The organism is Wocania ichthyoenteri Th78, from assembly GCF_000789235.1.
In the GTDB taxonomy this organism is placed as follows: Bacteria; Bacteroidota; Bacteroidia; order Flavobacteriales; family Flavobacteriaceae; genus Wocania_A; species Wocania_A ichthyoenteri.
This window is the reverse complement of the sequence record NZ_KN525716.1, coordinates 1,029,508-1,055,255: the sequence shown is the minus strand read 5'-3', so window position 1 is coordinate 1,055,255 and position 25,748 is coordinate 1,029,508. Positions and strand designations below refer to the sequence as shown.

Annotated in this window: 22 protein-coding genes; 16 read left to right on the top strand and 6 right to left on the bottom strand. The window is 31.9% G+C overall.

What is annotated here, in order from left to right:
* Positions 1 to 16 precede the first annotated feature (16 nt).
* Complete coding sequence (gene htpG, locus RG22_RS04525; RefSeq protein ID WP_034041200.1) at positions 17 to 1,930, bottom strand: molecular chaperone HtpG; 1,914 nt, start codon at positions 1,928 to 1,930, stop codon at positions 17 to 19.
* Between the two features lie 250 nt (positions 1,931 to 2,180).
* Here htpG and RG22_RS04515 point away from each other — a divergent pair, with 250 nt between their 5' ends.
* Positions 2,181 to 3,185 (top strand): 3-oxoacyl-ACP synthase III family protein, encoded by a 1,005-nt coding sequence (locus RG22_RS04515; RefSeq protein ID WP_034045742.1) that lies wholly within the window; start codon positions 2,181 to 2,183, stop codon positions 3,183 to 3,185.
* Positions 3,186 to 3,938: 753 nt separating this feature from the next.
* On the opposite strand, the gene RG22_RS04510 is transcribed toward RG22_RS04515, so the two are convergent.
* Positions 3,939 to 6,410: a TonB-dependent receptor gene (locus tag RG22_RS04510; RefSeq protein ID WP_034041196.1), complete on the bottom strand. Its 2,472-nt coding sequence runs from the start codon at positions 6,408 to 6,410 to the stop codon at positions 3,939 to 3,941.
* A 108-nt stretch (positions 6,411 to 6,518) separates the two neighbouring features.
* Here RG22_RS04510 and RG22_RS04505 point away from each other — a divergent pair, with 108 nt between their 5' ends.
* Positions 6,519 to 6,881, top strand: coding sequence for a CoA-binding protein (locus RG22_RS04505; protein ID WP_034041194.1), 363 nt, complete (start codon positions 6,519 to 6,521; stop codon positions 6,879 to 6,881).
* Here RG22_RS04505 and RG22_RS04500 read toward each other — a convergent pair.
* Positions 6,852 to 8,312, bottom strand: a complete 1,461-nt coding sequence (locus RG22_RS04500; protein ID WP_034041192.1) for a sodium:solute symporter — start codon at positions 8,310 to 8,312, stop codon at positions 6,852 to 6,854. The genes RG22_RS04505 and RG22_RS04500 overlap by 30 nt on opposite strands.
* Before the next feature lie 130 nt (positions 8,313 to 8,442).
* On the opposite strand from RG22_RS04500, the gene recR reads away from it, so the two are divergent.
* The 13 genes from recR to RG22_RS04440 all read left to right on the top strand — a co-directional run bounded on the left by recR (position 8,443) and on the right by RG22_RS04440 (position 19,472).
* Positions 8,443 to 9,060 carry a recombination mediator RecR gene (gene recR / locus RG22_RS04495; protein ID WP_034041190.1) on the top strand — a complete coding sequence of 206 codons (618 nt, stop codon included), beginning with the start codon at positions 8,443 to 8,445 and terminating at the stop codon, positions 9,058 to 9,060.
* Positions 9,061 to 9,069: 9 nt separating this feature from the next.
* Positions 9,070 to 9,999, top strand: coding sequence for a glycosyltransferase family 2 protein (locus RG22_RS04490; protein WP_052143639.1), 930 nt, complete (start codon positions 9,070 to 9,072; stop codon positions 9,997 to 9,999).
* Positions 10,000 to 10,079: 80 nt separating this feature from the next.
* Complete coding sequence (locus RG22_RS04485; RefSeq protein ID WP_034041189.1) at positions 10,080 to 11,180, top strand: glycosyltransferase family 2 protein; 1,101 nt, start codon at positions 10,080 to 10,082, stop codon at positions 11,178 to 11,180.
* Positions 11,181 to 11,266: 86 nt separating this feature from the next.
* Positions 11,267 to 12,586 (top strand): dihydrolipoamide acetyltransferase family protein, encoded by a 1,320-nt coding sequence (locus RG22_RS04480; RefSeq protein WP_034041187.1) that lies wholly within the window; start codon positions 11,267 to 11,269, stop codon positions 12,584 to 12,586.
* Positions 12,587 to 12,714: 128 nt separating this feature from the next.
* Positions 12,715 to 13,491 (top strand): 3'-5' exonuclease, encoded by a 777-nt coding sequence (locus RG22_RS04475; RefSeq protein ID WP_034041186.1) that lies wholly within the window; start codon positions 12,715 to 12,717, stop codon positions 13,489 to 13,491.
* A 45-nt stretch (positions 13,492 to 13,536) separates the two neighbouring features.
* Positions 13,537 to 14,148, top strand: coding sequence for a fumarylacetoacetate hydrolase family protein (locus RG22_RS04470; protein WP_034041184.1), 612 nt, complete (start codon positions 13,537 to 13,539; stop codon positions 14,146 to 14,148).
* Positions 14,149 to 14,490, top strand: coding sequence for an Hpt domain-containing protein (locus tag RG22_RS04465; RefSeq protein WP_034041182.1), 342 nt, complete (start codon positions 14,149 to 14,151; stop codon positions 14,488 to 14,490).
* Positions 14,490 to 15,743, top strand: a complete 1,254-nt coding sequence (locus RG22_RS04460) for a competence/damage-inducible protein A (RefSeq protein ID WP_034041180.1) — start codon at positions 14,490 to 14,492, stop codon at positions 15,741 to 15,743. The genes RG22_RS04465 and RG22_RS04460 overlap by 1 nt, the downstream gene beginning before the upstream one ends.
* A gap of 79 nt (positions 15,744 to 15,822) precedes the next feature.
* The gene (rpmB, locus tag RG22_RS04455) at positions 15,823 to 16,059 is read left to right on the top strand and encodes a 50S ribosomal protein L28 (protein WP_034041178.1); all 237 of its coding nucleotides are present in this window, start codon (positions 15,823 to 15,825) and stop codon (positions 16,057 to 16,059) included.
* Between the two features lie 26 nt (positions 16,060 to 16,085).
* Positions 16,086 to 16,268, top strand: coding sequence for a 50S ribosomal protein L33 (rpmG, locus tag RG22_RS04450; protein WP_007648529.1), 183 nt, complete (start codon positions 16,086 to 16,088; stop codon positions 16,266 to 16,268).
* 37 nt (positions 16,269 to 16,305) lie between these two features.
* A complete protein-coding gene (locus RG22_RS17575) occupies positions 16,306 to 16,458 on the top strand; it encodes a DUF4295 domain-containing protein (protein ID WP_081997674.1) in 153 nt (50 codons plus the stop codon).
* 333 nt (positions 16,459 to 16,791) lie between these two features.
* Positions 16,792 to 17,745, top strand: a complete 954-nt coding sequence (gene ftsY, locus RG22_RS04445; RefSeq protein WP_034041176.1) for a signal recognition particle-docking protein FtsY — start codon at positions 16,792 to 16,794, stop codon at positions 17,743 to 17,745.
* 89 nt (positions 17,746 to 17,834) lie between these two features.
* Entirely contained in the window at positions 17,835 to 19,472 is a 1,638-nt protein-coding gene (locus tag RG22_RS04440; RefSeq protein ID WP_034041175.1) for an amidase family protein, read from the top strand.
* On the opposite strand, the gene RG22_RS04435 is transcribed toward RG22_RS04440, so the two are convergent.
* Positions 19,469 to 20,554 carry a serine hydrolase domain-containing protein gene (locus RG22_RS04435; protein WP_034041174.1) on the bottom strand — a complete coding sequence of 362 codons (1,086 nt, stop codon included), beginning with the start codon at positions 20,552 to 20,554 and terminating at the stop codon, positions 19,469 to 19,471. The two genes, RG22_RS04440 and RG22_RS04435, sit on opposite strands and share 4 nt — an antisense overlap.
* Positions 20,555 to 20,763: 209 nt before the next feature.
* Between RG22_RS04435 and rimO the strand changes: the two genes are divergently transcribed.
* A complete protein-coding gene (gene rimO, locus RG22_RS04430; RefSeq protein WP_034041172.1) occupies positions 20,764 to 22,068 on the top strand; it encodes a 30S ribosomal protein S12 methylthiotransferase RimO in 1,305 nt (434 codons plus the stop codon).
* A 137-nt stretch (positions 22,069 to 22,205) separates the two neighbouring features.
* On the opposite strand, the gene RG22_RS04425 is transcribed toward rimO, so the two are convergent.
* Both RG22_RS04425 and RG22_RS04420 read right to left on the bottom strand, forming a co-directional pair.
* Positions 22,206 to 24,707, bottom strand: coding sequence for a M14 family metallopeptidase (locus tag RG22_RS04425; RefSeq protein ID WP_034041170.1), 2,502 nt, complete (start codon positions 24,705 to 24,707; stop codon positions 22,206 to 22,208).
* 102 nt (positions 24,708 to 24,809) lie between these two features.
* On the bottom strand, positions 24,810 to 25,619 hold the full coding sequence (locus RG22_RS04420) for a carboxylesterase family protein (protein WP_034041169.1): 810 nt from the start codon (positions 25,617 to 25,619) through the stop codon (positions 24,810 to 24,812).
* Between the last annotated feature and the right edge of the window lie 129 nt (positions 25,620 to 25,748).

Genomic DNA, 25,748 nt, shown 5'->3' with positions numbered 1-25,748 from the left:
TCAGCGCGTCAACTTATTACTTTATCATATCATAACTGCGTTTAATAAAGTTTGTTAATTCTTCACCTTTAAGTAGTCCTTGAGATAGTCTAGCCAAATCTAAACTTTGTGTAATTAAACGTTCTTGTTTCTTTTTGGTTTTTGTACCAAGAATTTCACCAACTAATTCAGAGTTAGTATTCACAACCAAGTTGTACATTTCTGGCATACTACCAAACATATTCATTCCGCCTCCGCCACCTGTGGCTTGCATTTCTTTCATCCTACGCATAAATTCTGGTTGTGTAATCATAAACGGGGCAGCATCACTATCCATAGGTTCTAACTGTACCATGAATTTTTCTGATGGGATAACCTCTTTTAACAATTCATCTAAAGCTTTAGTTTGATCTTCGTCTAACTTAGAAATTTTAGTTTCGTCTTTCTGAATTAACTTATCTACATTGTCTGAGTCTACACGAACAAAAGCTATTTTCTCTTTTGTAGTTTCTAGTTTTTGCATTAAATGTGATACAATTGGCGAATCTAAAAGTAATACTTCGTAACCTTTAGCTTTTGCAGCTTCAATGTAACTGTGTTGTTCATCTTTATTTGATGCATAAAGAATCACCATTTTGTCATCCTTATCGGTTTGGTTGGCTTTTATTTTATTTACCAATTCTTCGTAAGTAAAATAGCTGCCATCAACTGTTGGGTAAAGTGCAAATGCATCTGCTTTTTCGAAGAATTTTTCTTCAGAAAGCATGCCATATTCAATAACAATTTTAATATCGTTCCATTTGGCTTCAAAATCTTCACGGTTATTGTTGAATAACGATTTTAATTTGTCGGCAACTTTTCTAGTAATGTAAGATGAAATCTTTTTAACCGCACCATCGGCTTGTAAATAGCTGCGAGAAACGTTTAATGGAATATCTGGAGAATCAATAACACCACGTAACATGGTTAAAAACTCTGGCACAATACCTTCAACATTATCGGTTACAAAAACTTGATTTTGATACAGTTGAATTTTATCTTTCTGAATGTTTAAATCGTTCGTCATTTTAGGGAAATATAAAATCCCTGTTAAATTGAACGGATAATCTACATTTAAGTGAATGTTAAATAATGGCTCTTCAAATTGCATGGGGTACAATTCTCTATAAAAACTATTATAGTCTTCATCTTTTAAATCGGCTGGTTGTTTTGTCCATGCAGGATTAGGGTTGTTAATAATATTATCAACCGTAATTTGTTTATGTGGTTCGGTAGTTTCTTTACCGTCTTTGTCTTTTGTTGTTTTAGGCTCGTGCTCTGGATCGTTTATTTCTTTAGTTCCAAATTTAATTGGAATAGGCATAAACTTGTTGTATTTCTGTAATAACTCGCGAATTCTGCTCTCTTCTAAAAACTCGGTTGAGTCTTCAGCAATATGAAGAATGATTTCTGTACCTCTTTCAGTTTTATCTGAAGCTTCTAAAGTGAATTCTGGAGAGCCATCACAAGTCCAATGTGCTGCAGGTTCGTCTTTATAAGATTTTGTAATAATCTCTACTTTTTCAGCAACCATAAAAGCAGAATAGAAACCAAGTCCAAAATGCCCAATAATCCCTGAATCTTTAGCAGAATCTTTATATTTATCTAAAAACTCTTCAGCTCCAGAAAACGCGACTTGATTGATGTATTTTTCAACTTCATCAGCAGTCATTCCTAAGCCTTGATCTATAATATGGAGTTTTTTACCGTCTTTATCAATTTTAAGTTCAATTTGAGGATTGCCGTATTCTACTTTAGCATCGCCAACATTAGTTAAATGTTTCAACTTTAAAGTGGCATCTGTAGCATTACTAATAAGCTCACGTAAAAAGATTTCGTGATCGCTATACAAGAATTTTTTAATGAGAGGAAAGATATTCTCTACCGAAACATTAATATTTCCTTTTGTCATAATAATTTATTTGTTTTTCTTTTCCGCGAAGGCGGAAAACTGTTTAACTTGATTTTCAATTACTGCAAAAGTAATAGTCAACAAAAATGCCAATTGATGAAATATGACAAACTGACACGACTTTTTTCTTTAAAAAAACAAATTCTAAGATTGCTAAATTCCAAAATACTCTTAGAGCTGCTTTTGGAATTTTAAATATTGTAATTTGAATTTTAAATTTTGTACTTTGGTTTTTCAAAAATTGATAGCTATGTACAATTCAAAAATAATAGGCTTAGGTAAATATGTTCCAGAAAATGTGGTAACTAATGAAGATTTGTCTAAAATGATGGATACCAATGATGCTTGGATACAAGAACGCACAGGTATACAAGAGCGCAGATGGATAAAAGAAGGAACTGACGACACATCAGCAATTATGGGGGCAAAAGCCTCTAGGATGGCAATTGAGCGTTCGGGATTAACTAAAGATGATATTGATTTTATTGTTTTTGCAACTATGACACCAGATTACTATTTTCCTGGTTGTGGTGTGCAAATTCAGGATTTATTAGATATGAAAAACGTGGGAGCTATTGATATTAGAAACCAATGCTCTGGATTTGTTTATGCTATTTCGGTTGCCGACCAATTTATAAAAACGGGGATGTACAAAAACGTTCTGGTTGTAGGTGCAGAATATCATTCTAACGGATTAGATAAAACTACTAGAGGACGAGGTGTTACTGTTATTTTTGGTGATGGAGCGGGCGCTTGCGTTCTATCTAGAGAAGAAGATAATACAAAAGGCATTTTATCTACACATTTGCATAGCGAGGGCAAATATGCTGATAAACTTATTGTAGAATCGCCAAGCATTAAGCATTGGGTACCGCAAATATTAGAATCTAAAGAAGAAGATTTATCTTATTTTCCATATATGGATGGCACTTTTGTTTTTAAGCACGCAGTGGTTCGTTTTAGTGAAGTTATTATAGAAGGCTTAATAAAAAACGGACTCAATAAAGAAGATATAGATATGCTCATTCCTCATCAAGCCAATTTACGTATCGCTCAATTTATTCAAAAGAAATTTGCATTAAGAGACGACCAAGTCTTTAATAACATTCAAAAATATGGTAATACCACCGCCGCATCTGTAATTATTGCTTTAACCGAAGCATGGGAAGAAGGCAAAATAAAACCAGGTGGTAATGTGGTTCTTGCAGCTTTTGGTAGTGGTTTTACATGGGCAAGTGCCATTATTAAATGGTAAACAAATAAAATAAAACATTTGGGCGTTACCCCGAAAAGGGGTCGGGCTTTGGGCAGTCGCTTCCTCCTGCGTCGGCGAGCTCCAACAGACCTGTACTGAGCGAAGTCGAATGTATACCTCAATCCCTAACTCAAAAAAAACAAAAAACCCAAAACATACCGTTTTGGTTTTTTCAACTATTAACCACCTTAAACTTGTATTAAGTATACAAACTATTATATAAGACGTAAAAAACTTACTTTTATTATATTTTTTAACATCTTTAAACATAAGAAACTCGAAATTTCAATTTCGAGTTTCTGTTTTAAACATTTAGCAATTTATATGCTTTTATTGACGACTAATTCAAATAAAAAATACTTTCCATATCTAATGTTATGATTTTGGACGAATTAATTTTAAATTCATTACACAGATTATCAGTGTTTTAATTTTTTTTTGCATAAAAAAACTCGAAATTATATTTCGAGTTTTCTAATCATACGAATCTTTGATTGACGAAAATTTTATTAAATGAAGGTGACTAACTCTTAAAATAATTATTTTTTCGTGTGATTGTATGTGCGTTTAACGATTAGTTTTAAAATTTATTACATTAAATATTAAATTTTAACATTTTTAACACTTTTTTTAAAATAAGTTAACAATTATGTAAACAAAAACCCAAAAGATATGTCTTTTGGGTTTTCTTATTTAATAACCTTGCAGTAACACTAACCATCAACTATTATGCAGGTAATTAAATGTTATATTTTAAAGGAAGCCTCCGCCTCCAGATTTTGTGTTATCATCACGCTGTTTTCTTGATTTAGCACGATATTTTCCACCACCAAAACGGTATGATAAAGTGGCCTGTACAGTATGGCTTTCCCAATTAAACTCACCAATTTGTTCAAATGGTTTTGTGCCCTCAAAAGCGAATTTCATAGTATTTAATACATCATTAAAATTTAGGCTAAAAGAACCTTTACCTTGCGCAAAACTTACACGTGAACCTAGATTTACAAAATACATGGGTTTCATATCAAATTGAAGCGTTTTGTTTTTTCCTCTATAAAATCCAAATGCAGTAAAACTTAAGGTTTTGCTCACACTAAAATTATTAAACATTCTAAAATTCCACGCTACATTATCAACTTCATCAATATTAGTTTCAATATCGTTAATAGTAGCAGTTTCTATTGGTGCTGTTAAATTTTCAGCAATACCTTTTTGGGTTTGTGAATACAAGTCGAAACTTCCGTTTATACTCCACCATTTTGTTGGTCTGTAATTTGAGGATAATTCTATACCATAGGCAGAAGTATCATCAAAATTATCATGGGTTAATATAATACGACCCGAGGTTACATCTGTTCTGTCTATAAATAAAGCTCTGTTAATTTCATCAGAAATAAGTCTGTAAAAAACACCCCCAGTAACGCTCCCTTTTCTGTTATTTAAAGTTCTTGTGTAATTTGCTTCAATGGAGTTTGTAAACTGTGGTCTTAAATCTATATTTCCAAAAGAAGATATTAAGGGTGTACTCCATTCTTTAATTGGGTTTACTTGCCCAATTCCTGGACGATCTACTCGTCGACTATAACTAAATTGGTATGAGTTTTTTTCACTTGGAGAATAGGTTATAAAAGCAGATGGATACAACTCGAAATAATCATTTTTAAAAGTTTCTGTACTTGCCGCTTCCGAAGATAATGCCAAAGCATCTTCTTTAACATTTTCTGTACGAATACCTATTTGATACGTCCATTTTTCAAACTTTTTACTAAATGTGGCGTAAGCAGAATAAATGTCTCTAGTATAATCAAAATCATTACTTGGTGTTGGTCTTAAAACGCCTTGATCATTCAAAGTTTCTCCTGTTGACGAGTATGCAATATCTGAATTAAATAAACGTGCTTGTAAGCCTAATTCTAGTTTTGTAGTTTCAGATAGTGGGTTTACATAATCTAAATTTACAGTGGTGCTTTTTCTATCTGTATTATTAAAATCCTTATAATCTTCATTTGAGCCTAGTAGAAATTTAAAATCTGCAGGTGTGTCATCTTCAAATGTATTGTAGTCAACTTCTAATTCAATATTATGGCCATCGTCAGAAAAATCATGCTTATAATCAAAATTATATTGAGATGACATGTTATTGCTTTCGGCAAGAAAAATTTGACTTTGGTTAAATGATGAATTGCTGTAAAACAAGGCTTCGGTTACGCCCTCGGTGCTACTATCAGACGTGTTTTGTGTAGTGAAAAACGACATGGTGTTTTTATCATCTAAATAAAAATCTAAACCAGCTTTATACAAATGAGATTGTCTTTTGTCTAAAAATTTAAAGAATTGTTCTGAGTTGTTTTCGGGTCTGGCAACATTTCCGCGATTTCTATTTTTTGAAATGTTATTACTGTAACTACCGTATAAATTAAACTTTCCGTTACGGTAATTCATATTTAAAGCACTATTAAATTTTGCTTCTTTTTCGTGACTTAAACCTAAGCTTAGATTCCCATTAAAGCCTACCATTGTGTTTTTATGAAGCACTATATTTATAATACCACTCATACCTTCAGGATTGTATTTCGCTGATGGATTAGTAATTAACTCTATAGATTTAATAGCGGTTGAAGGAATTTGTTTTAGTAATTGAGCCGTTGGAATGTTTGATAATTTACCATCTACCATAACACGAACGTTTTGGTTACCGCGTAAACTAATGTCGCCAGTTTGGGCATCGACACTTACAGATGGAATACCAACCATGAGTTCTGATGCACTACCAGTTGCCGCTAAATCTTTACCAATAGTAATTACTTTTCTGTCTACTTTTTGTTGAATTGTTGAGGTTTCTGCAATAACAGTAACTGCGTCTAAACCTTCAGCTTCTTCTTCTAAAAAAATATTGCCAAGATTAACTTTATAATTGTCTTTTCTAATTGTTACATCTTTTGTTATGGTTTTGTAACCTATATATTGGATGCTGATTTTAATTTTGCCTTCGGCTATTTTTTCAATTTCAAAAGAGCCATCTTCTAAAGTAATACCACCTGTTAAAGTTTCTCCTGCATTATTTTTTATAATAACATTTACATATGGTAAGGGTTGTTTTAACTTTGCGTCTAATACTTTTCCTGAAATAGTACCGGTTTTATCAGCATTGTTTTCAGAATCTGTGGAGTTTGCTTGAGTAGTTATTGAGAATAATAATAAGCAAGCGAAAAATAAGTTTTTCATTTGATTGATCGTTTTTTGATTGATATTTTGATTAAAAGTAATATAATGTAGACGCTTAAGTTTTAATTCTGTTACTATATTTAATAAGTATTAACATCCTTTTAACATATGAATAAAAAAACATTAGTGCTTGGTGTCTCATTAAAACCAAATAGGTATTCAAATTTTGTAATTCAAAAACTTGTAAATAATGGTTATGAAGTTGTAGCTTTTGGACTAAAAAATGGAGAAGTTGCAGGTGTGTATATAGACACAGAATTAAAACAATATAAAAATATAGACACAGTAACTTTATATTTAAACCCTAAACGGCAAGTAGCGTATTATGATTATATCGTGTCTTTAAAACCTAATCGTGTTATTTTTAATCCAGGAACTGAAAACCCAGAATTTTATCAAATATTAAAAGAGAATAATATTGAGTTTGAAGTGGCCTGCTCTTTAGTTTTGCTTTCTACTAATCAATATTAAACCTAAATAGGTAATAATGCCATTTAGTGGTAATATTTCCCAATGAAACTTATATGCACCTATAACACTTTCTGGTAAAGATGTTATTACAAAGCTTAGTATAATAGATAGTAGTGCAACAATCCACGCATAGCTGTCTTTTATTTGACGCTTACTTAAAATACCAAAGGCGAATAAACCCAATAGCGGACCATAAGTGTACGTTGCAAATTTGAATAAATTACTTACCACATTACCTTCTAGGTTATTGAATATAATAACTACAAGTATTAGCAATAAAGAAACTCCTATATGTACTTTTTTGCGCAAGGGTTTTTGCTCTGCTTCTGGTTTTTTCTCAATGTTTAAAAAGTCTACTGAAAACGATGTGGTTAATGATGTTAACGCACTATCTGCACTACTATAAGCAGCTGCAATTAAACCTATAAGAAATGTTATAGATAAGGTATTACCTAAACCTTGATTCATGGCAATTTCTGGGAATAATAAATCAGTTCTTATTATCTCATTTACAACAGGTATTTGCAAGTTAAATTTATCGGCATAAATAAACAGTAAAGCACCAAGAGACAAAAACGCAAAATTTACTACAATAACTAAAGTAGCCATGGTAAACATATTTTTTTGAGCGTCTTTTTTGTTTTTACAAGTCAAGTTTTTTTGCATCATATCTTGGTCTAAACCAGTCATGGCAATGGCTATAAATATACCTCCAATAAAGTATTTCCAGAAATAAGTTGTAGCATTAGGGTCATCAAAAAAGAAAATTTGACTTTTTGCCGAAAACGATTCAGATTTTAACATACTAATTACTGTGAAATCTAATTTCTGATTTATTAGATAAATACCAACTCCCACAGAAACTAACATCGCTAAGGTTTGTAAAGTGTCGGTCCAGATAATAGTCTTAATACCTCCTCTTTTGGTATACAACCAGATTAGTAAAATTGAAATAACAACAGTTAACCAAAACGGAACACCAAGTTTTTCAAAAACAATATATTGCATAGATAAAGCCACTAAATACAATCTAAATGATGCACCAGTTACTCTAGAAAGTAAGAAGAAAAAAGCACCAGTTTTATAACTTACTATGCCAAAACGCTGCTCTAAATATTGATAAATTGAAGTGACGTTGAGTTTGTAATACAGCGGAAGCAATATTAATATAATAAATAAATAACCCACAAAAAAACCAAAAACGCCTTGCATGTAGGCAAATTGTTGACCGCCAATCATTCCTGGAACCGATATGAAAGTAACACCTGAAAGGGAAGCACCAATCATTCCAAAAGCGACTAAATACCAAGGCGATTGCTTTTTGGCTTTGAAAAAAACGTCGTTACTATCGTCTTTTCCAGTTAAATAAGATATTAGAATAAGTAAGCCAAAATAGGCGGCAATGAGTAGTAGTATTTGTGTGGCTGTCATATAAAAAGCAATTTTTTAAGTTTTCAAAGTACAAATATTAAATTTCAATTTCCAAATAGTAGTACACAATAGTTAAAAGTCTTATATTTAAAATTAGTGAAATTCAGGTCTAAATAGTAAATTCGCAGCCATGGAGTTTTCTTCAAAATTACTAGAACGTGCTGTTAACGAAATGTCTCAATTACCAGGAATTGGTAAGCGTACAGCATTGCGTTTAGTGTTGCATATGTTAAGGCAGCCTAAAGAACAAACCACTATGCTTTCTGAGGCTTTACAAAATATGCGAGGCAATGTGAAATTTTGTAAATCTTGCCATAATATTAGCGATATAAATCTTTGCGAAATATGTGCTAATCCAAATAGAAATGAAACTATTATTTGTGTCGTTGAAGATGTTAGAGATGTTATGGCAATTGAAAATACAAGCTCTTTTAAAGGATTGTATCATGTTTTAGGCGGAAAAATATCGCCAATGGATGGTATTGGTCCTCACGATTTGAATATTGAAACACTAGTAACTAAAGTAAAGCAAGGGATTGTAAAGGAGTTAATTTTCGCATTAAGCTCTACAATGGAAGGCGATACCACCAACTTTTATATATATAAGCAAATTCAAGATTATAAGGTCATTACATCAACTATTGCGCGTGGAATTTCGGTTGGAGATGAATTAGAATATGCTGATGAGATTACCTTAGGAAGAAGTATTGTGAATAGAATTCCGTTTGAAACTTCTTTAAAATTATAATATTGATTAATGATTTCAATTTGTATTCCTATTTATAATTGTAAAGTCACAAAACTTGTAAATGAGCTATCTAGACAGGCTTTGCTTCTAAAAGTGCCATCCGAAATAATTCTTATAGATGATTGTTCTAAAAATTCAATTAAAGAATTAAATAAAAGTGTATGCGCAAATCAAGTGTATATTGAATTAGATAAAAATGTTGGAAGAGCAGCTATAAGAAATAGATTTATTAAATATGCCAAGTTTGAAAACATGCTTTTTTTAGACTGTGATTCTATCATTATTTCAAATCATTTTTTGTTAAATTATATTAAAGAAATAAAAGAAAGACGATACAGTATAATTTATGGCGGTAGCATTTACAAAAAAGTAAAACCAAAAAGAAATAAGAGACTTCGATGGCTTTGTGGTTTGAAAAGAGAAAATAAAAACTGGTTAATAAGAAAACAAAGTAAAAATAAATCTTTTATGACCAATAATTTTTTAATTAACAAGGCTATATTTGAAGAAACTCCATTTGATGAAAGACTTGTTGATTATGGTCATGAAGATACTTTATTTGGATTTGAATTAAAAAAAAATAGCATTGTAATAAATCATACTAACAACCCAGTTTTAAATGGCAGTTTAGACAATAATATTGATTATATTAATAATACCGAAAAGGCTATTAGTAATTTAGTTGATATACTTGAATATGTAAATTATGATAAAAGTTTTATAGAAGATGTAGTGCTTTTAAGAGTCTATTTTAAGCTATATAAAATCAGAAAAATAATTTTAGGAATATTTTTAATTTTTAAGCCTCTAATTAAATATTTATTATCTATTGGATTTGTTAATATTTATATGTTTGATTTTTATAAACTAGGGTTTTTAACTTTAAAGATGAATAATAGAAAGAGTAGTCGTTTTTTTGTAACAATTAAGTTATTTTAGAGTATATAATTTGTAAAGGTTCTTTACATATAAATTAGAAGTCATAAGCTTAAGGGCAAAGTTAAATAGATGAGATTAATTTGAAATTATCAATAGTCATACTAAATTATAACGTTCGTTACTTTTTAGAACTCTGTTTAAAAAGTGTACAAGCAGCTGTTTTAAATATTGATGCAGAAATTATTGTAATCGATAATTATTCTGAAGACGATAGTTGCAATATGGTAAAAACATTATTCCCTAATATTAAACTCATAAAAAATAAAGAAAATTTTGGCTTTTCAAAAGGCAATAATATAGGTGTTTCACAAGCAAAAGGTGAGTATGTTTGTATACTAAATCCAGATACTGTTGTTGCCGAAGACACTTTCACTAAACTTTTAAGCTTTGCACAAAATAAAGAAAAATTGGGGGTTATAGGGTGCAAATTAATAAATGGAGTTGGAGAGTTTTTACCAGAAAGTAAACGAAACGTTCCTTATATAGGGGCTGCTTTTAAAAAATCAATAGGCAGTTCTAAAGACTATTATGCGAATCATTTGAATGAAAATGAAAGTGGAAAAGTAGATGTGTTAGTTGGAGCTTTTATGTTTATGAAACGAGATCTTTATAATGAAGTAGGCGGTTTTGATGAAGATTATTTTATGTATGGCGAAGACATTGATTTATCATATAAAGTTTTAAAATCAGGTTATAATAATTACTATTTCAGTGATACAACAATCATTCATTTTAAAGGAGAAAGCACATTAAGAGATAAATATTATGCACGTCGTTTTTATGGCGCTATGCAGATTTTTTATAAAAAGCATTTTAAGAAAAATATTTTTTTTGATATGCTAGTTTGGATTGGTATAAGGTTAGTTTATGTGTTTAGAAAAACACCGGTTAAAAAAACTAAAACTATTGAAAAATATGTTTTAATTGCAAATCAAATTAATGAAAAGCTTAAATTTGCTTTGGAGAACGAGGTTACTTTAAAATCAGATTTAAAAAATATTCAAGAGCACACTGAAGTTATTTTTGATGCTAAAGGGTTGGGCTATAAAAGAATTATTGAGATGGTTGGAGATGGTGTGAAAAATAAACATGTAACCTATAAAATATTACCAGAAAATTCTAATTTTATACTTGGGAGCGACGATGCGATAAGCAGAGGAGAGGTTGTGGTTTTAGAATAGTTTTTATTGCAAATAGTTTAAAAAAATCAATGTTTTTTTATTAATTTTGCAAACTGAAATTAAAAATTAAGGATTACATTATAGATATGGCAAAGTTTGAACTTAAGTTACCAAAAATGGGAGAAAGTGTTGCTGAAGCAACGATAACTTCTTGGTTAAAAGAGGTTGGCGATACTATCGAGTTAGATGAAGCGGTTTTAGAAATTGCTACAGATAAAGTAGATAGTGAAGTGCCAAGTGAAGTTGATGGTATTTTAATTGAAAAGCTTTTTAATGTAGATGATATTGTTCAGGTTGGACAAACCATTGCTATTATTGAAACTGAAGGAGAAAATTCTATCGATAATATTCAATCTACCACTGCTGAAGTCGAAAAACAAGAAGTAGCAGTTGAACAAGTAGAACAAACAATAGTGGTTGCAAAAGAAACTGTTGCTCCAGTTAGCTCAAAAGAAGATCGTTTTTATTCGCCGCTAGTTAAAAACATAGCAAAGCAAGAGGGTATTTCTCAAAATGAATTGGATGCGATTATTGGTTCAGGTAAAAACGGACGTGTAACTAAAAACGATGTTTTAAATTATATAGACAATAGAGGTTCTACTAAAAAAGAAGTAGCATCAATTTCTGAAACTAAAAAACCTATCACAAAAGCTGAGACCCAGCAAAAAACTGCACCAACATCGGTTGTTGCAAGTGGTGAAGATGAAATTATTGAAATGACTAGAATGGGCAAACTTATTGCTCATCACATGGTGGAATCTACGCAAACCTCGGCACACGTTCAAAGTTTTATTGAAGCCGATGTAACTAAAATTTGGAATTGGAGAAAGAAAGTTAAAGATGGATTTATGAAGCGCGAAGGCGAAAATTTAACCTTTACGCCAATCTTTATGGAAGCCATTGCTAAAGCATTGCGTGATTTTCCAATGATGAATATTTCTATTCAAGGAGATAAAATTATAAAAAAGAAAAACATTAACCTTGGTATGGCTGCTGCTCTTGGCGATGGTAATTTAATTGTACCAGTTATTAAAAATGCAGACCAACTTAATTTAGTAGGCATGACCAAACAGGTTAACGATTTAGCAAACAGAGCTAGATTGAACCAATTAAAACCAGACGATATTCAAGGAGGAACTTATACCGTTACTAATGTGGGGACCTTTGGTAGTATTATGGGAACTCCAATTATTAATCAGCCACAAGTTGGTATTTTAGCTTTAGGAGCTATACGAAAAGTGCCCGCAGTTATTGAAACGCCAGAAGGCGATTTTATTGGTATTCGTTATAAAATGTTTTTGTCGCATTCTTACGACCATCGTGTAGTAAATGGTGCACTTGGTGGACAGTTTGTAAAAGCTGTTGCGGATTATTTAGAAGCTTGGGATAGTAATAGAGAAATTTAGTGATATTCAGAGCGCAGCAAAGAACCTCAATATAATAGTACAGTATAAAAGCCAACCATTAAAACGGTTGGTTTTTTGTTTTTTACACTTTAGTAATTTAGTACCTTTACGCTTAATAAAAATAGCTAATGCAATTAAATCTAACAAAACCCATCTGTTTTTTCGATTTAGAAACCACAGGAATAAATATTACCAAAGACCGTATTGTTGAGATTTCGATACTAAAAGTGTACCCTAGCGGAAAAGAAGAAAGTAAAACGTGGTTGGTAAATCCAGAAATGCCAATTCCAAAGGAAGTTACAGAGATTCATGGTATTTCTGATGCTGATGTTGCCGATAAACCAACGTTTAAAGAGCTTGCAAAAGAGATTTATAACCTCATTAAAGATTCTGATTTAGGAGGCTTTAATTCAAACCGATTTGATATTCCGCTTTTAGCCGAAGAAATGCTACGTGCTGAGGTAGATTTTGATATGAAAAACTGCCTATCAATTGATATTCAAACCATATTCCATAAAATGGAACAACGCACATTAAGTGCCGCTTATAAGTTTTATTGCGATAAAAATTTAGACGGCGCACATAGTGCCGAGGCAGATACGAATGCGACATACGAGGTTTTAAAAGCTCAAATTGCTAAATACGAAGACCTTGAAAACGACACCAAATTTTTAGCTGAATTTAGCTCACGAAAAAAGTTTGCAGATTTTGCAGGATTTATAACCTATAATAAAGAAGGTATTGAATGTTTTTCTTTCGGAAAACACAAAGGCAAATTGGTAACAGATGTTTTAGAGAAAGAACCCGGATATTTTGGTTGGTTGCTTAATGCTGATTTTCCGTTGTACACCAAAAAAGTGCTAACTGCCATAAAATTAAAAAGCTTTAATAATAAATTAGGGTAATCTTGTCATTCCTGCGAAGACAGGAATCTCACTTAATAAAAAGTTATGAAGTTAATTTGCATCGGAAGAAATTATACTGAACATATTAAAGAATTAGAAAACGAAAAACCAACAGATCCAGTCGTTTTTATAAAACCAGATACAGCAATTCTTCTTAAAAAACAGCCTTTTTTTATTCCAGATTTTTCAGATGATGTGCATCACGAAGTTGAAATTTTGGTTAAAATAAATAGGGTAGGGAAACATATTGATAAAAAATTTGCGCATAAGTATTATAAAGAAATTGGGTTGGGTATTGATTTTACAGCACGTGATTTACAAAGTCAGTTAAAAGCCAAAGGGTTGCCTTGGGAAAAAGCAAAAGCATTTGATGGTGCTGCTGTTGTAGGGAACTGGCTTTCGGTTGATGTTATTAGAAATGTTGATGATATAAAATTTTCGTTACAAAAAAATGACACCATAGTTCAGCAAGGAAATACAAGCCACATGTTATGGAAAATTGATGAAATAATAGAATATGTCTCAAAATATTTTACTTTAAAGATTGGAGATATTATATTTACAGGCACGCCAGCAGGAGTTGGCAAAGTTATTGCTAACGATAAATTAAAAGGATTTATAGAAGACAAAGAAATGTTTTCAATTACAGTAAAATAAATGGAACAACATTACAAATTATTTAGAGTACGCGAATTAGCTGACAACGACGAAGATTTTGTTGCAACCTTGGCAGAGACTTTTTTAGAAGAAGTTTCAGTTGATGCAGAACGACTAAAGAAAGCAGTAGCTGAAAAAGATTATCAAGAAGCATATCAAGCGGCTCATAAAATGAAACCCACAGTAGATTTGTTTGAACTTGGTATTCTTGAAGATTTAATAGAAGTTCAAGATTGGGGGAAATTTACTAAAACAGATTTAGATATTACCGATAAGCTAAATATTGTTATTACAGCTGTTGACAATGCATTGGTAGAAATAAAATCCGATTTTAATTTATAATGCAGGCTGAAATAATTACCATTGGTGATGAGTTGCTTATCGGGCAAGTTACAGATACCAATTCGGTTTTTATAGCTAAAGCACTCAATAAAATAGGCGTTTCAGTTTATCAAATTACTTCAATTCAAGATGATAAATCCCATATACTTAAAGCGTTAAAAGAAGCCAAAGAAAATGCAGACATTATTATTTTAACAGGTGGATTAGGGCCAACAAAAGACGATATTACCAAAAAAACCATTGCAGAATATTTTGATGATACATTAGTACGTGATGCTTCAGTTTTAAAAAATATTGAGCATTTATGGGAGCAATATATTAAACAACCACTAGCACAAGTAAATAAAGACCAAGCTTTAGTGCCATCAAAAGCAACAGTTTTAATGAATAAATTAGGTAGTGCTCCTGGTATGTGGATTGCCGCTAAAGGCAAAGTTTTTATATCACTTCCAGGTGTACCTTTTGAGATGAAAGCTTTAATGGAAAATGAGGTTATTCCAAAATTAAAAGACACATTTAATTGCCCGTTTATATTACATAAAACATTGTTGGTTTATGGTGTTGGTGAAAGCTCGCTTGCCGCAAGAATAGAAACTTGGGAAGATGCCTTGCCAAAACACATTAAACTCGCCTATTTACCAAACTTAGGAAAGGTTAGGTTACTATTAACGGCAAAAGGATTTAATGAACAACAAATTAAAGATGAGGTACAGCAACAAATAGATCAATTATTACCATTAATTAAAGATGAGTTTTATGGTTTTGAAGACGAAGAATCATCTATTGAAGTGGTTCTAGGAAAGCAATTAGTTAAATTAGGTAAAACACTTGCAGTAGCCGAAAGTTGTACAGGCGGAAAAATTGCAGAACACATTACCGCAAATGCAGGAGTATCTGCATACTTTAAAGGAGGATTAGTAACTTATGCAACCCAGTCTAAGATTGATGTCTTAGGGGTTTCTAAAACTATTATTGATGTATATTCTGTTGTAAGTGCTCAAGTTGTCGAGGTTATGGCAAAAAATGCATTGCAATTATTTAATTCAGATTATGCTATAGCAACCACAGGGAATGCTGGTCCAGAAAAAGGTGATGCTGATGCTGAGGTTGGAACTGTTTTTATCGCCATAGCTACAAAAAACCATGTGTTTTCAGAAAAGTTTAATATGGGAAACCATCGTGTAAAAGTGATAAATAAAGCGGTAAATAAAGCATTCGAAATGCTTCAAAAAGAAATTTTAAAAAATAGATAAAAATTAGGTTGCCATAATACAAAGAATTTGTATATTTGCACCTCGATTTTAAGCAACAAAAAATTTAAAGTTATAAATAATGTCAAGAGTTTGTGAACTTACAGGAAAGAAGGCAATGGTTGGAAACAACGTGTCTCATGCAATGAACAGAACTAAACGCAAATTTAACGCGAATTTAGTGAAGAAACGTTTTTACATTCCAGAAGATGAAAGCTGGATAACTTTAAAAGTTTCAACATCTGCTTTAAAAACTATTAATAAAATTGGTATTTCTGCAGCAATTAAGGAAGCAAAATCTAAAGGGTTTTATAAATAATAGCTGTATTTAATAAGTAAAAAGACATGGCAAAGAAAGGCAACAGAATACAAGTAATATTAGAATGTACAGAGCATAAAGAGTCTGGGCAACCAGGAACTTCGCGTTACATTACTACAAAAAATAAAAAAAATACGCCAGATAGAATGGAGATTAAAAAATTTAATCCAATTCTTAAACGTATGACAGTTCATAAAGAAATTAAATAATTAGAAGTTTTAGAAAACTTCAAACAACGCATAAGTCATGGCAAAGAAATCAGTAGCATCATTACAAACAGGATCAAAAAGATTAACAAAAGCTATAAAAATGGTTAAGTCTCCAAAAACAGGAGCTTACATGTTTGTTGAGTCTATTATGAGTCCAGAATTAGTAAACGACTTTTTAAATAAAAAGTAAAACTAATTGCATAAAATATTATAAACTGCTTTCATTTTGGAAGCAGTTTTTTTATGCTTATATTTTAGTAAATTTACTGCCATAATTACAGTAAAAAAAAGTGGTGCGAAAATTGACAATATTAATTTGAGCGTTACCACAAGGGGCGGGCTTTTCGCTGTATCTTTTTAAAACGTCATTGCGAGGACAAAGGACGTGGCAATCTGCCAAAGTTTAGTTCTCATAAGCAATGTCACTTTTAAATTGTTTAAAAAGGATGCCGCTTCAATCCCTAACGCAAAAAAGAAGTTTTAACTTCTAAACAAATTAACGACAAACGAATAAACATTTTTAATGAGTTTTTTAAAAAAAATATTTTCATCAGAAAAAAAGGAAACATTAGACAAAGGGTTAGAAAAATCTAAATCAAGTTTTTTAGGTAAACTAAGTAAAGTCGTAGCAGGAAAATCTAAAGTAGACGATGAAGTTTTAGATAATCTTGAAGAGGTTTTAGTATCGAGTGATGTTGGTGTAAATACCACACTAAAAGTTATTGAACGTATAGAAGAACGCGTTGCAAAAGATAAATATTTAGGAACAGATGAACTTAATAAAATACTTCGCGAAGAAATAGCAGGTTTATTAAGTGAAACAAACTCAGGCGAAGACACCGAATTTACAATTCCTGAAAACAAAAAACCATATGTATTAATGGTTGTTGGTGTTAATGGTGTTGGTAAAACAACAACAATAGGTAAGTTAGCTTATCAATTTAAAAAACAAGGTTTAAAAGTAGTTTTAGGAGCAGCCGATACGTTTAGAGCAGCTGCAATAGACCAATTACAAGTTTGGGCAGACCGTGTAGATGTACCAATGATTAGACAAGACATGGGTAGCGATCCAGCATCAGTTGCTTTTGATGCTTTAGAATCTGGAGTTAATCAAAATGCCGATGTTATTATTATTGATACTGCAGGACGTTTACACAACAAGGTAAATTTAATGAACGAGCTTACCAAAGTTAAACGCGTTATGCAAAAAGTAGTTGGAGATGCACCACACGATGTGTTATTGGTTTTAGATGGTTCTACAGGACAAAATGCTTTTGAGCAAGCCAAACAATTTACTGCGGCAACCGAAGTGACATCTTTGGCCGTTACAAAACTTGACGGAACAGCTAAAGGTGGTGTCGTGATTGGTATTTCAGACCAATTTAAAATACCTGTAAAATATATCGGCGTTGGTGAAGGTATTGAAGATTTGCAAGTGTTTAATAAATTTGAGTTTGTTGATTCGTTTTTTAAGTAAAATTTCTGCAAAGACAGGAATCGTTATTCTTCTTGAAGATAGAAACTAAGTCATCAAATTAATTAGTATTTTTATTCAAAATACTAATTATGAGATTTTCTATTTTCTTTCTATTACCCTTTTTTATCTTTTCTTGTAAAAATCAAAATTCTAAAGTTTCATCAACAGAAACGTCAATTGTAGAAGATACTATAGGAGTAAAAGACTTTAGAGAATTTAAGGTTTTAGATTCTAAGTATATTAATAATAGTAAGATTTGGAAACCTTTTGAAGAGGGTTTAGAAAATTTTACTGAGGTGGTTTATAATAATTTAAAACCATTAATTTTAGAGGCAGATATTCCAACACTTCAAAAACATATATCGTCTGGTAAATTATCTTATGAATTGCTTACTAAATTCTATTTGTATCGTATTAGAAAGTTTGATAGAGAAAATGAATTATCGCTTAATTCAGTTATTTCATTAAATCCAAACGTAATAGCAGAATCCAAACAAAAAGACATCGATTTAAGAAATAGAATGTTAAAACATCCTGTTTTTGGCATGCCCATTTTATTAAAAGATAACATTAATACTTCTGGAATGCCCACAACTGCAGGAGCTGTAGCACTACAAAATAATAAAACTGAAGATGCTTTTATTGTAAAGCAGTTAAAAAATCAAGGGGCTTTAATTTTAGGAAAAGCAAACCTTAGCGAATGGGCGTATTTCTTTTGTGGTGATTGTCCAAGTGGTTATAGTGCTATTGGAGGACAAACCCTAAATCCTTATGGAAGACGCGTTTTGGACACAGGTGGCTCAAGTTCAGGTAGCGGTGTAGCTGTTGCTGCTAATTTTTGTGTGGCAGCAGTTGGTAGCGAAACATCGGGTTCTATTTTATCGCCTTCAAGTCAGAATTCGGTAGTGGGCTTAAAACCAACTATTGGGTTATTAAGTAGAAGTGGTATTGTGCCTATTTCGTCAACTTTGGATACACCAGGACCTATGACTAAGAATGTAACGGATAATGCTATTTTATTAGATGCGATGTTTGGTTTTGATGAAAAGGATTCAAAATCGATTAATAAAAAATGGAAAAATAATTTTTATAGTGATATTTCATCAAATGACAATTTAAGAGGAAAACGTTTTGGTGCATTTAAAAGGTTGTTAGAAGATTCGTTATATGCTCAAGCTATTTCAGATTTAAAATCTAAAGATGCTATAATTATTGAAGTAAAGGAAGAGAAAGTTGACTTACCTAATTTTTTAAGGCTGTTAAACTTAGACATGAAAACCGATTTGCCTAAATACCTTTCAAACTTTGCAGATAACGAAATAGAGGTAAACTCTGTTAAGGATGTTGTTAATTTCAATAAAAAAGATTCAATTCATATTATGCCTTATGGTCAAAAACTATTTGAAGGCATTGTAGCAGACAGTGCAACCAATGGAGAGTTTCAAAATATAAAAAACACATTAAAAACTAATGGAAGAATCTTTTATGATAAACCAATGAAAAAACATAATTTAGATGGTTTTTTATCTATAAATAATTACCATGCAGGTTTTGCTGCAGTGGCTGAATACCCTGCTATAACGGTGCCTATGGGTTACACGGAAAAAGGTGCGCCAAAAGGTTTAACGTTTATTAGTAAACCCTTATCTGAAAATGATTTATTGAGTTGGCCCTATTTGTATGAGCAGGTTTCCAAAAGGCGAAAAGCACCAAAAAATTACAACTAGTTAATCAGTTTATTAATTTCTCCCCAAAGGTCGTTATCAAAACTTGAAGGGCCTAATAAAGCTTCACCAGCATCATCGCCCATTCTAATTATAACAAGATTTTTACTTGGTATAATGTACATTTTTTGATCATTTTTACCCAAACCAGCAATTAAATCATCTGGAGCATTCGGGATTAATCGTCCTTGAAACTCCAAGGTTAAACTAGGGCTTCTATAACTATCTTTTCCGTTTAACCACCATAAAAAACCATACGCTTTATTTAAGTCTTGCGATGTACTTGTCATCGCTTCAAAATAGCTGCTATCATTTAGAATAGCTGTTTTATTCCATGTTCCTTTGTTTAAGTTTAATAGCCCAAATCTTGCCATACTTCTAGCATTGCTATAGTATAGTTTGTAATATCCAAAGGGTATCCAAGCACCTTGCATACCAATTTTGTTTTTCAACTTATCATTAAAATAGCTATCAAAATCGGTGTTTACAGCACCAGCAACAATATCATGCAATATGGTATATGCTCCGTTATGATAAAACCAAAAACTGCCAGATTCATTTTTATAAATAAAACATTCTGGATCTGTACAATTATTATTAGAAACAGTATAATCTAAACCAGTAGTCATGGTTAAATGATTCCAAATACTTATACTTTCTTCTTGTTCTGATGTTAAATTAGACCAGCCGTTACCTAAATAATCTTTTGACGAATCATTAATATTTAAAAAGCCTTCTTGTTGAGCAATACCAGTTGTAAAAGCCACTAGTGTTTTAGCGGCAGAATTCCACGCTAAATTTGAGGCTTCATCTTCTCCATTGCCATACCATTCAACAACTATGCGACCATTTTTTAAAATAATAAAAGCTTTGGTGCCTTTACTTTCAACATAATTTAAAAGCGGTTGTAATGCACTTTCGTTCCACCCTAAATCACCTATCGACTTTGTTTCCCATACATCAGAGTCTATTGGAGGAAAGTAGAGTTCGTCTTGAATTGGGTTTTCATCAATTGGATTATCATTTGATGAGCAATTAAAAAAAGATATAATTACCAATAAAATAAGGTAGAGTTTCTTTTTCATAGTAGCAGGTTTTAATTTAAGACGTATAAATATAAGAAAGGTTTAATTGAAAATAAACGCTTCGAAGCCAAACTTCGAAGTTTCCTTATGAAATTGTCATTCCCGTGAAAACGGGAATCTATTCTAAAAAGTCAAAATTATGTAGTCGCTATTCAATATTCATTAATCATTAAGTATTACGTATCTTTGCGCCCAGATTTATAGAACGTATGCGCACAAAAACTCTTAAAAAAAATAAAATAAACGTAGTAACCTTGGGTTGTAGTAAAAATGTTTACGACAGCGAAATATTAATGGGCCAACTTAAAGCTAACAATAAAGAGGTTGTACATGAAGAAGAAGGTAATATTGTGGTGATTAATACCTGTGGATTTATTAATAATGCAAAGGAAGAAAGTGTTAATACGATTTTAGAATACGTTCAGAAAAAAGAAGAAGGCGAAGTTGATAAGGTGTTTGTAACAGGTTGTTTAAGTGAGCGTTATAAGCCAGATTTAGTTAAAGAAATTCCGAATGTTGACGAGTATTTTGGGACTACAGAATTACCCGGTTTACTAAGAGCTTTGGGTGCCGATTATAAACACGAACTTATTGGCGAGCGTTTAACGACGACACCTAAAAATTATGCCTATTTAAAAATTGCTGAAGGTTGTGACAGACCTTGTAGTTTTTGTGCCATTCCTTTAATGCGAGGAAAACATAAAAGCACGCCTATTGAAGATATTGTTATTGAAGCTGAAAAATTAGCTGAGAATGGCGTTAAAGAACTCATTTTAATTGCACAAGATTTAACCTATTACGGACTCGATTTATACAAAAAACGAAATTTAGCAGAGCTTCTTGAAGCTTTAGTAAAAGTTGAAGGTGTGGAGTGGATTCGTTTGCATTATGCATTTCCAACAGGATTCCCAATGGATGTATTGGACGTGATGAATCGCGAGCCTAAAATTTGTAACTATTTAGATATTCCGTTGCAACATATTTCTGATGCTATTTTAAAAAGTATGCGCCGCGGAACAACTCAAGAAAAAACAACTAAATTATTAAAAGATTTTAGAGCTGCTGTTCCTAATATGACGATTAGAACCACCCTTATTGTTGGATATCCGGGTGAAACCGAAGCAGATTTTCAAACTTTGAAAAACTGGGTCAAAGACATGCGTTTTGAGCGTTTAGGATGTTTTACTTATTCTCACGAAGAAAACACACATGCTTATAATTTAGAAGATGATGTGCCAGAAGAAGTGAAAATTGACAGAGCAAACCAAATTATGGAAATTCAATCTCAGATTTCTTGGGAATTGAATCAGCAAAAAATAGGGCAGGAGTTTAAAGTGGTTATTGATAGAAAAGAAGGAAATTATTTTATCGGACGTACCGAATTCGATTCGCCCGATGTAGATAACGAAGTTCTTATTGATGCAACAAAAATCTATTTAAAAACAGGGGAGTTTGCAAATGTAAAAATTATTGAAGCTGAAGATTTCGATTTGTATGCAGAGGTAGCTCATTAATTAATTGAGTGTTTCGTTTAATGCTCAACTGATATCAAATCGTTTTAATACTTTGTGACTCCACTCAGTACAAGTTGTTTTATATTAGCAGCTAAACGGTGGTAGCTGAAATTTTTTACAAAGTCAAGTCTTTAAATCTACAACTCAACCGCGTTATTATTTACAAAGAAAATGGCATTTACTAAAAACAGTTTTCCGTTTTCCCAAAAGCTTCTAAACATAACATCGTCTACCATATAAATCATGCTGCCTTTACCAATACGTTCTTCTCCAAAAATTAAAGAGTTGTTTAATTTCTTTAAAGTATTACTTCCAGCAAAGCCAGAAACTTGAGTTGGGTTATTGTCTAAATAAGACACATTGAAATTATTATCACTTAGTAATTTATACGGGCTACTACCCAACTTAAGCGAAAAATATATATTACTATAACCAAAAGCCATTGGGTGTGTATTATCTACTTTTGTTTTAAAAATAGCGCCAGAAATTAGGTTTTTAATAGCTTCACGTTCTCGGTTTGCGTAAGGAATTAAGTTAATGGTATCTTTTTCTTTTTTGTTGATTTCGTTCTTTTTTAGCTTGAATCCTTTTTTGTCAGCAAAAGCCTTTAAGGCATTACTAATGGCAATTACTTTTCCGCCTTTGGTAACCCATGATTTTAATTTCTCTAAACCTTTTTCGTTTAAAATACTTTTGTAATTCCCGCTAGGAATAATAAGTACATCAAATTTGTTTAAATTTAAACCGCTAAAGTTATTAGTGTTAATTGAGGTAATTGGGTAATGTATTTGCTGCTCGAAAAAGTGCCAAAGTGCGCCATAATTTAATGATGATGTGCCTTTGCCAGAAAGTATGGCGATTTTTTGTTTGTTAACTAATTTAATTTCTGGCGAACCAAAATCTGGGCCACTTGTAGAAAACCCAGATTGTACAGCATGTAGTTCACGATTATATGTATTAGCCGACTTTAAAACGATATTATCGAAATTATCCACCTTTTTATTATCACCTCTTACAATAATTAAAGACCCTCTATTAAAGGATTTCTCTTCAGTTTTTAAAGGCTTTTCGGTAAATCTAACTTTTATATTTTGCTTTAATAAGTCCGCTAAAAATTCTGCATCTTTTAAATGATTCCATTTTACAATATAACCAGTTGCAGTTTTGCTAATGGTGTTGTTTATTGTAGTTGTTGGTTTGGTTGCGTTAAAGCGTACTAAGTTCTTACTAGCAATAGCGTTTAATCCGTAAGCATAAGGTATGCTCCACGCCGTAATATCATAAGTTATAGAATCGTTTAATTTGGTATTAGGTTCAAAAAGCACTTTTACCATTTTTCCCTTTGGTTGATTAGTGCTTACCACCAAATCGTTCGATGATGTATTTATTTGCCCTTGTGAAGACGTAGTATAATTATAACCGCTAACTTTTCCGCTTTGAGCAAAACCATAAGTAATCTCGTGTTTATCTAGTAGGTTTTTTAAGGATTCAATTTTATCTGAATTGCCATTTAAAACATAACTTTTATATTTTAAGTTTGAATTATTAAAGAATTTTTTAAACTCAATATTTAATTTTTCAGCATTTTTTGAAGCTATTTCAACAGTTGATAAGGCGGCAGTTGTATGATGCGCAATTCTATCAACGAGAGTTAAAACGTTGCCTTCATCATTTAAAATACCTAATCCAGCACGTCCGTGACCGGCTTGCTCGTAAGTCATCCCAATAGCTCCCATGTAGGTTGGGTAGGTGTCGCCATAACTAGGATAGAGCAAATCGAAACGTTCTTTAGTAAAATAAAGCCAGCCAGCCGCATCAAAATATTTAGCATGATTTTTCCCAATCTGTGTCTGAAAATAGCGTTGCCAATTGGTAATTATTTCATGAAAAGGTTCTGCTGCTGGCGCAAAATAATACGGTTCATTAATCCCTTGTTCATGAAAATCGACATGAATATGTGGCAACCATTTGTTGTATATTTTAAGTCTTGAAGCAGATTCAATTTGTGTTGCCCAAGCCCAATCTCTATTCAAATCAAAAAGATAATGGTTTGGTCTTCCACCTGGCCAAGGCTCATTATGTTCGCTGGCTTGTTGATTGATATTGTATGGCTTACTAGCTGTTTCGTTATACCAATTGGCGTATCGATCGCGTCCGTCTGGATTTATGCAAGGATCAATTATTACCAAAGTGTTTTTTAGCCACTCTTGTTTTTCGGTTAAGAGCTTGTAAAGCGTTTTCATTGCAGCCTCTGTACTTGATGCTTCGTTACCATGAACATTATAACTTAACCATACAATTGCAACATCAGTATTTGTTGGTGTGCCATTATTCATGCCAGTATTTTTTAAGTTATTTTGGCGGATAGTTTCAAGGTTATGTAAATTTTCTTCGGATGAAACATAAGCAAGCATCAGAGGTCTGCGCTCGTAAGTTTCACCATATTTTTCTAGCTTTATTTGATTTGGAAGTTGATTGGAAACATGTTTAAAATAATCGACTACTTGATGGTGTCTTGAAAATTGAGTACCCAAATCGTACCCTAAAAATTCAGAAGGAGATTGAAGATTTTGAGAGTTAGCATTAAATATAAATGCTAAAAAAGCTAATAAGAGAAAATTACTTAAATACTGTTTCATAAATAATGGAGAATTAATTGAGAGCTAATTTACTTAATTTATAACATAAAAAAACCTGATATATTTATCAGGTTCTAAAGCTTTTTATTTCTTATACTAAATTTAATTCCAAACATGATTAACTAACCAATCAGTAGCATCTTGTAAATAGAATGCATATTCGCAAGGTTCATTATGGGTTAAATCTGGAGCTACAACCATTGTAATATCACTACCAGATTCAATACTAGCATTTACCCAATTTTCGACATTTTCTACAGGGAATAGCGCATCTTCTTGTCCATGAATAACATATACTGGAATAGGGATTTGTCTGCCTATACCACTATTTGTGGTATTGTATTGACTTGCCATAGGAATGGATGCTGAAAATATGTTAGATTGTGTTTCAGCAAAAAACCAGCTTCCGTTACCTCCGTCGCTATAACCATGTATTACAATTTTATTTGTGTCTACAGGAAGATATGTAGATGCCAAATCTACTAGAGTTTTAACTTGCTCATTATTTTCTATTGTAGGCCATAGTTTGCCATTGCTATTAGGGCTTAAAATAATGGCATCAAGAGATTCAAACCCTACTTCGGCTAAACACTCTGTAAATTTATGCGAATCAGGAGATATACCACATGAAGCGCATCCATGTAGAGTAATAATTAGAGGTCTCTTGTTATTTGTAAAATCTACATCGGGCATTACTACTCTAAACTTCCAAATATCATTCTCAAGATTTTCTAGGTCTACATCATTGTGTCCAGTTTTAAAATCAATATTTTCAAAATCTTCTTGAATATTTTCATAAGTTCTTGGTCCTGGTTCTGCAATATCGGGTTCATCAAAAACACCAGATTTATTACAACTTAATAAAGTGAATAGGAAAAAAGAATAGATTAATATGAAATTTTGATTTTTCATGATTGATTTATTTTGATGACGTTATGTGAAATTACTAAAAATTGTATGAATTAATAGTGTATTTTTATTAAAAAGTTAAGGATAATGCAATTTTGATATAAAAAATGGAGTGTTGAAATATTGATTAAA

What these genes read in the sequence shown, in the direction of transcription:
- RG22_RS04435 (WP_034041174.1), bottom strand. Translation starts at nt 20,554, where the DNA reads ATGAAAAAGAAACTCTACCTTATTTTATTGGTAATTATATCTTTTTTT.
- RG22_RS04470 (WP_034041184.1), top strand. Translation starts at nt 13,537, where the DNA reads ATGAAGTTAATTTGCATCGGAAGAAATTATACTGAACATATTAAAGAA.
- RG22_RS04465 (WP_034041182.1), top strand. Translation starts at nt 14,149, where the DNA reads ATGGAACAACATTACAAATTATTTAGAGTACGCGAATTAGCTGACAAC.
- RG22_RS04500 (WP_034041192.1), bottom strand. Translation starts at nt 8,312, where the DNA reads ATGACAGCCACACAAATACTACTACTCATTGCCGCCTATTTTGGCTTA.
- RG22_RS04475 (WP_034041186.1), top strand. Translation starts at nt 12,715, where the DNA reads ATGCAATTAAATCTAACAAAACCCATCTGTTTTTTCGATTTAGAAACC.
- RG22_RS04510 (WP_034041196.1), bottom strand. Translation starts at nt 6,410, where the DNA reads ATGAAAAACTTATTTTTCGCTTGCTTATTATTATTCTCAATAACTACT.
- RG22_RS04480 (WP_034041187.1), top strand. Translation starts at nt 11,267, where the DNA reads ATGGCAAAGTTTGAACTTAAGTTACCAAAAATGGGAGAAAGTGTTGCT.
- RG22_RS17575 (WP_081997674.1), top strand. Translation starts at nt 16,306, where the DNA reads ATGGCAAAGAAATCAGTAGCATCATTACAAACAGGATCAAAAAGATTA.
- RG22_RS04425 (WP_034041170.1), bottom strand. Translation starts at nt 24,707, where the DNA reads ATGAAACAGTATTTAAGTAATTTTCTCTTATTAGCTTTTTTAGCATTT.
- RG22_RS04440 (WP_034041175.1), top strand. Translation starts at nt 17,835, where the DNA reads ATGAGATTTTCTATTTTCTTTCTATTACCCTTTTTTATCTTTTCTTGT.
- rimO (WP_034041172.1), top strand. Translation starts at nt 20,764, where the DNA reads ATGCGCACAAAAACTCTTAAAAAAAATAAAATAAACGTAGTAACCTTG.
- RG22_RS04420 (WP_034041169.1), bottom strand. Translation starts at nt 25,619, where the DNA reads ATGAAAAATCAAAATTTCATATTAATCTATTCTTTTTTCCTATTCACT.
- ftsY (WP_034041176.1), top strand. Translation starts at nt 16,792, where the DNA reads ATGAGTTTTTTAAAAAAAATATTTTCATCAGAAAAAAAGGAAACATTA.
- htpG (WP_034041200.1), bottom strand. Translation starts at nt 1,930, where the DNA reads ATGACAAAAGGAAATATTAATGTTTCGGTAGAGAATATCTTTCCTCTC.
- RG22_RS04505 (WP_034041194.1), top strand. Translation starts at nt 6,519, where the DNA reads ATGAATAAAAAAACATTAGTGCTTGGTGTCTCATTAAAACCAAATAGG.
- recR (WP_034041190.1), top strand. Translation starts at nt 8,443, where the DNA reads ATGGAGTTTTCTTCAAAATTACTAGAACGTGCTGTTAACGAAATGTCT.
- RG22_RS04460 (WP_034041180.1), top strand. Translation starts at nt 14,490, where the DNA reads ATGCAGGCTGAAATAATTACCATTGGTGATGAGTTGCTTATCGGGCAA.
- rpmB (WP_034041178.1), top strand. Translation starts at nt 15,823, where the DNA reads ATGTCAAGAGTTTGTGAACTTACAGGAAAGAAGGCAATGGTTGGAAAC.
- RG22_RS04515 (WP_034045742.1), top strand. Translation starts at nt 2,181, where the DNA reads ATGTACAATTCAAAAATAATAGGCTTAGGTAAATATGTTCCAGAAAAT.
- RG22_RS04490 (WP_052143639.1), top strand. Translation starts at nt 9,070, where the DNA reads ATGATTTCAATTTGTATTCCTATTTATAATTGTAAAGTCACAAAACTT.
- rpmG (WP_007648529.1), top strand. Translation starts at nt 16,086, where the DNA reads ATGGCAAAGAAAGGCAACAGAATACAAGTAATATTAGAATGTACAGAG.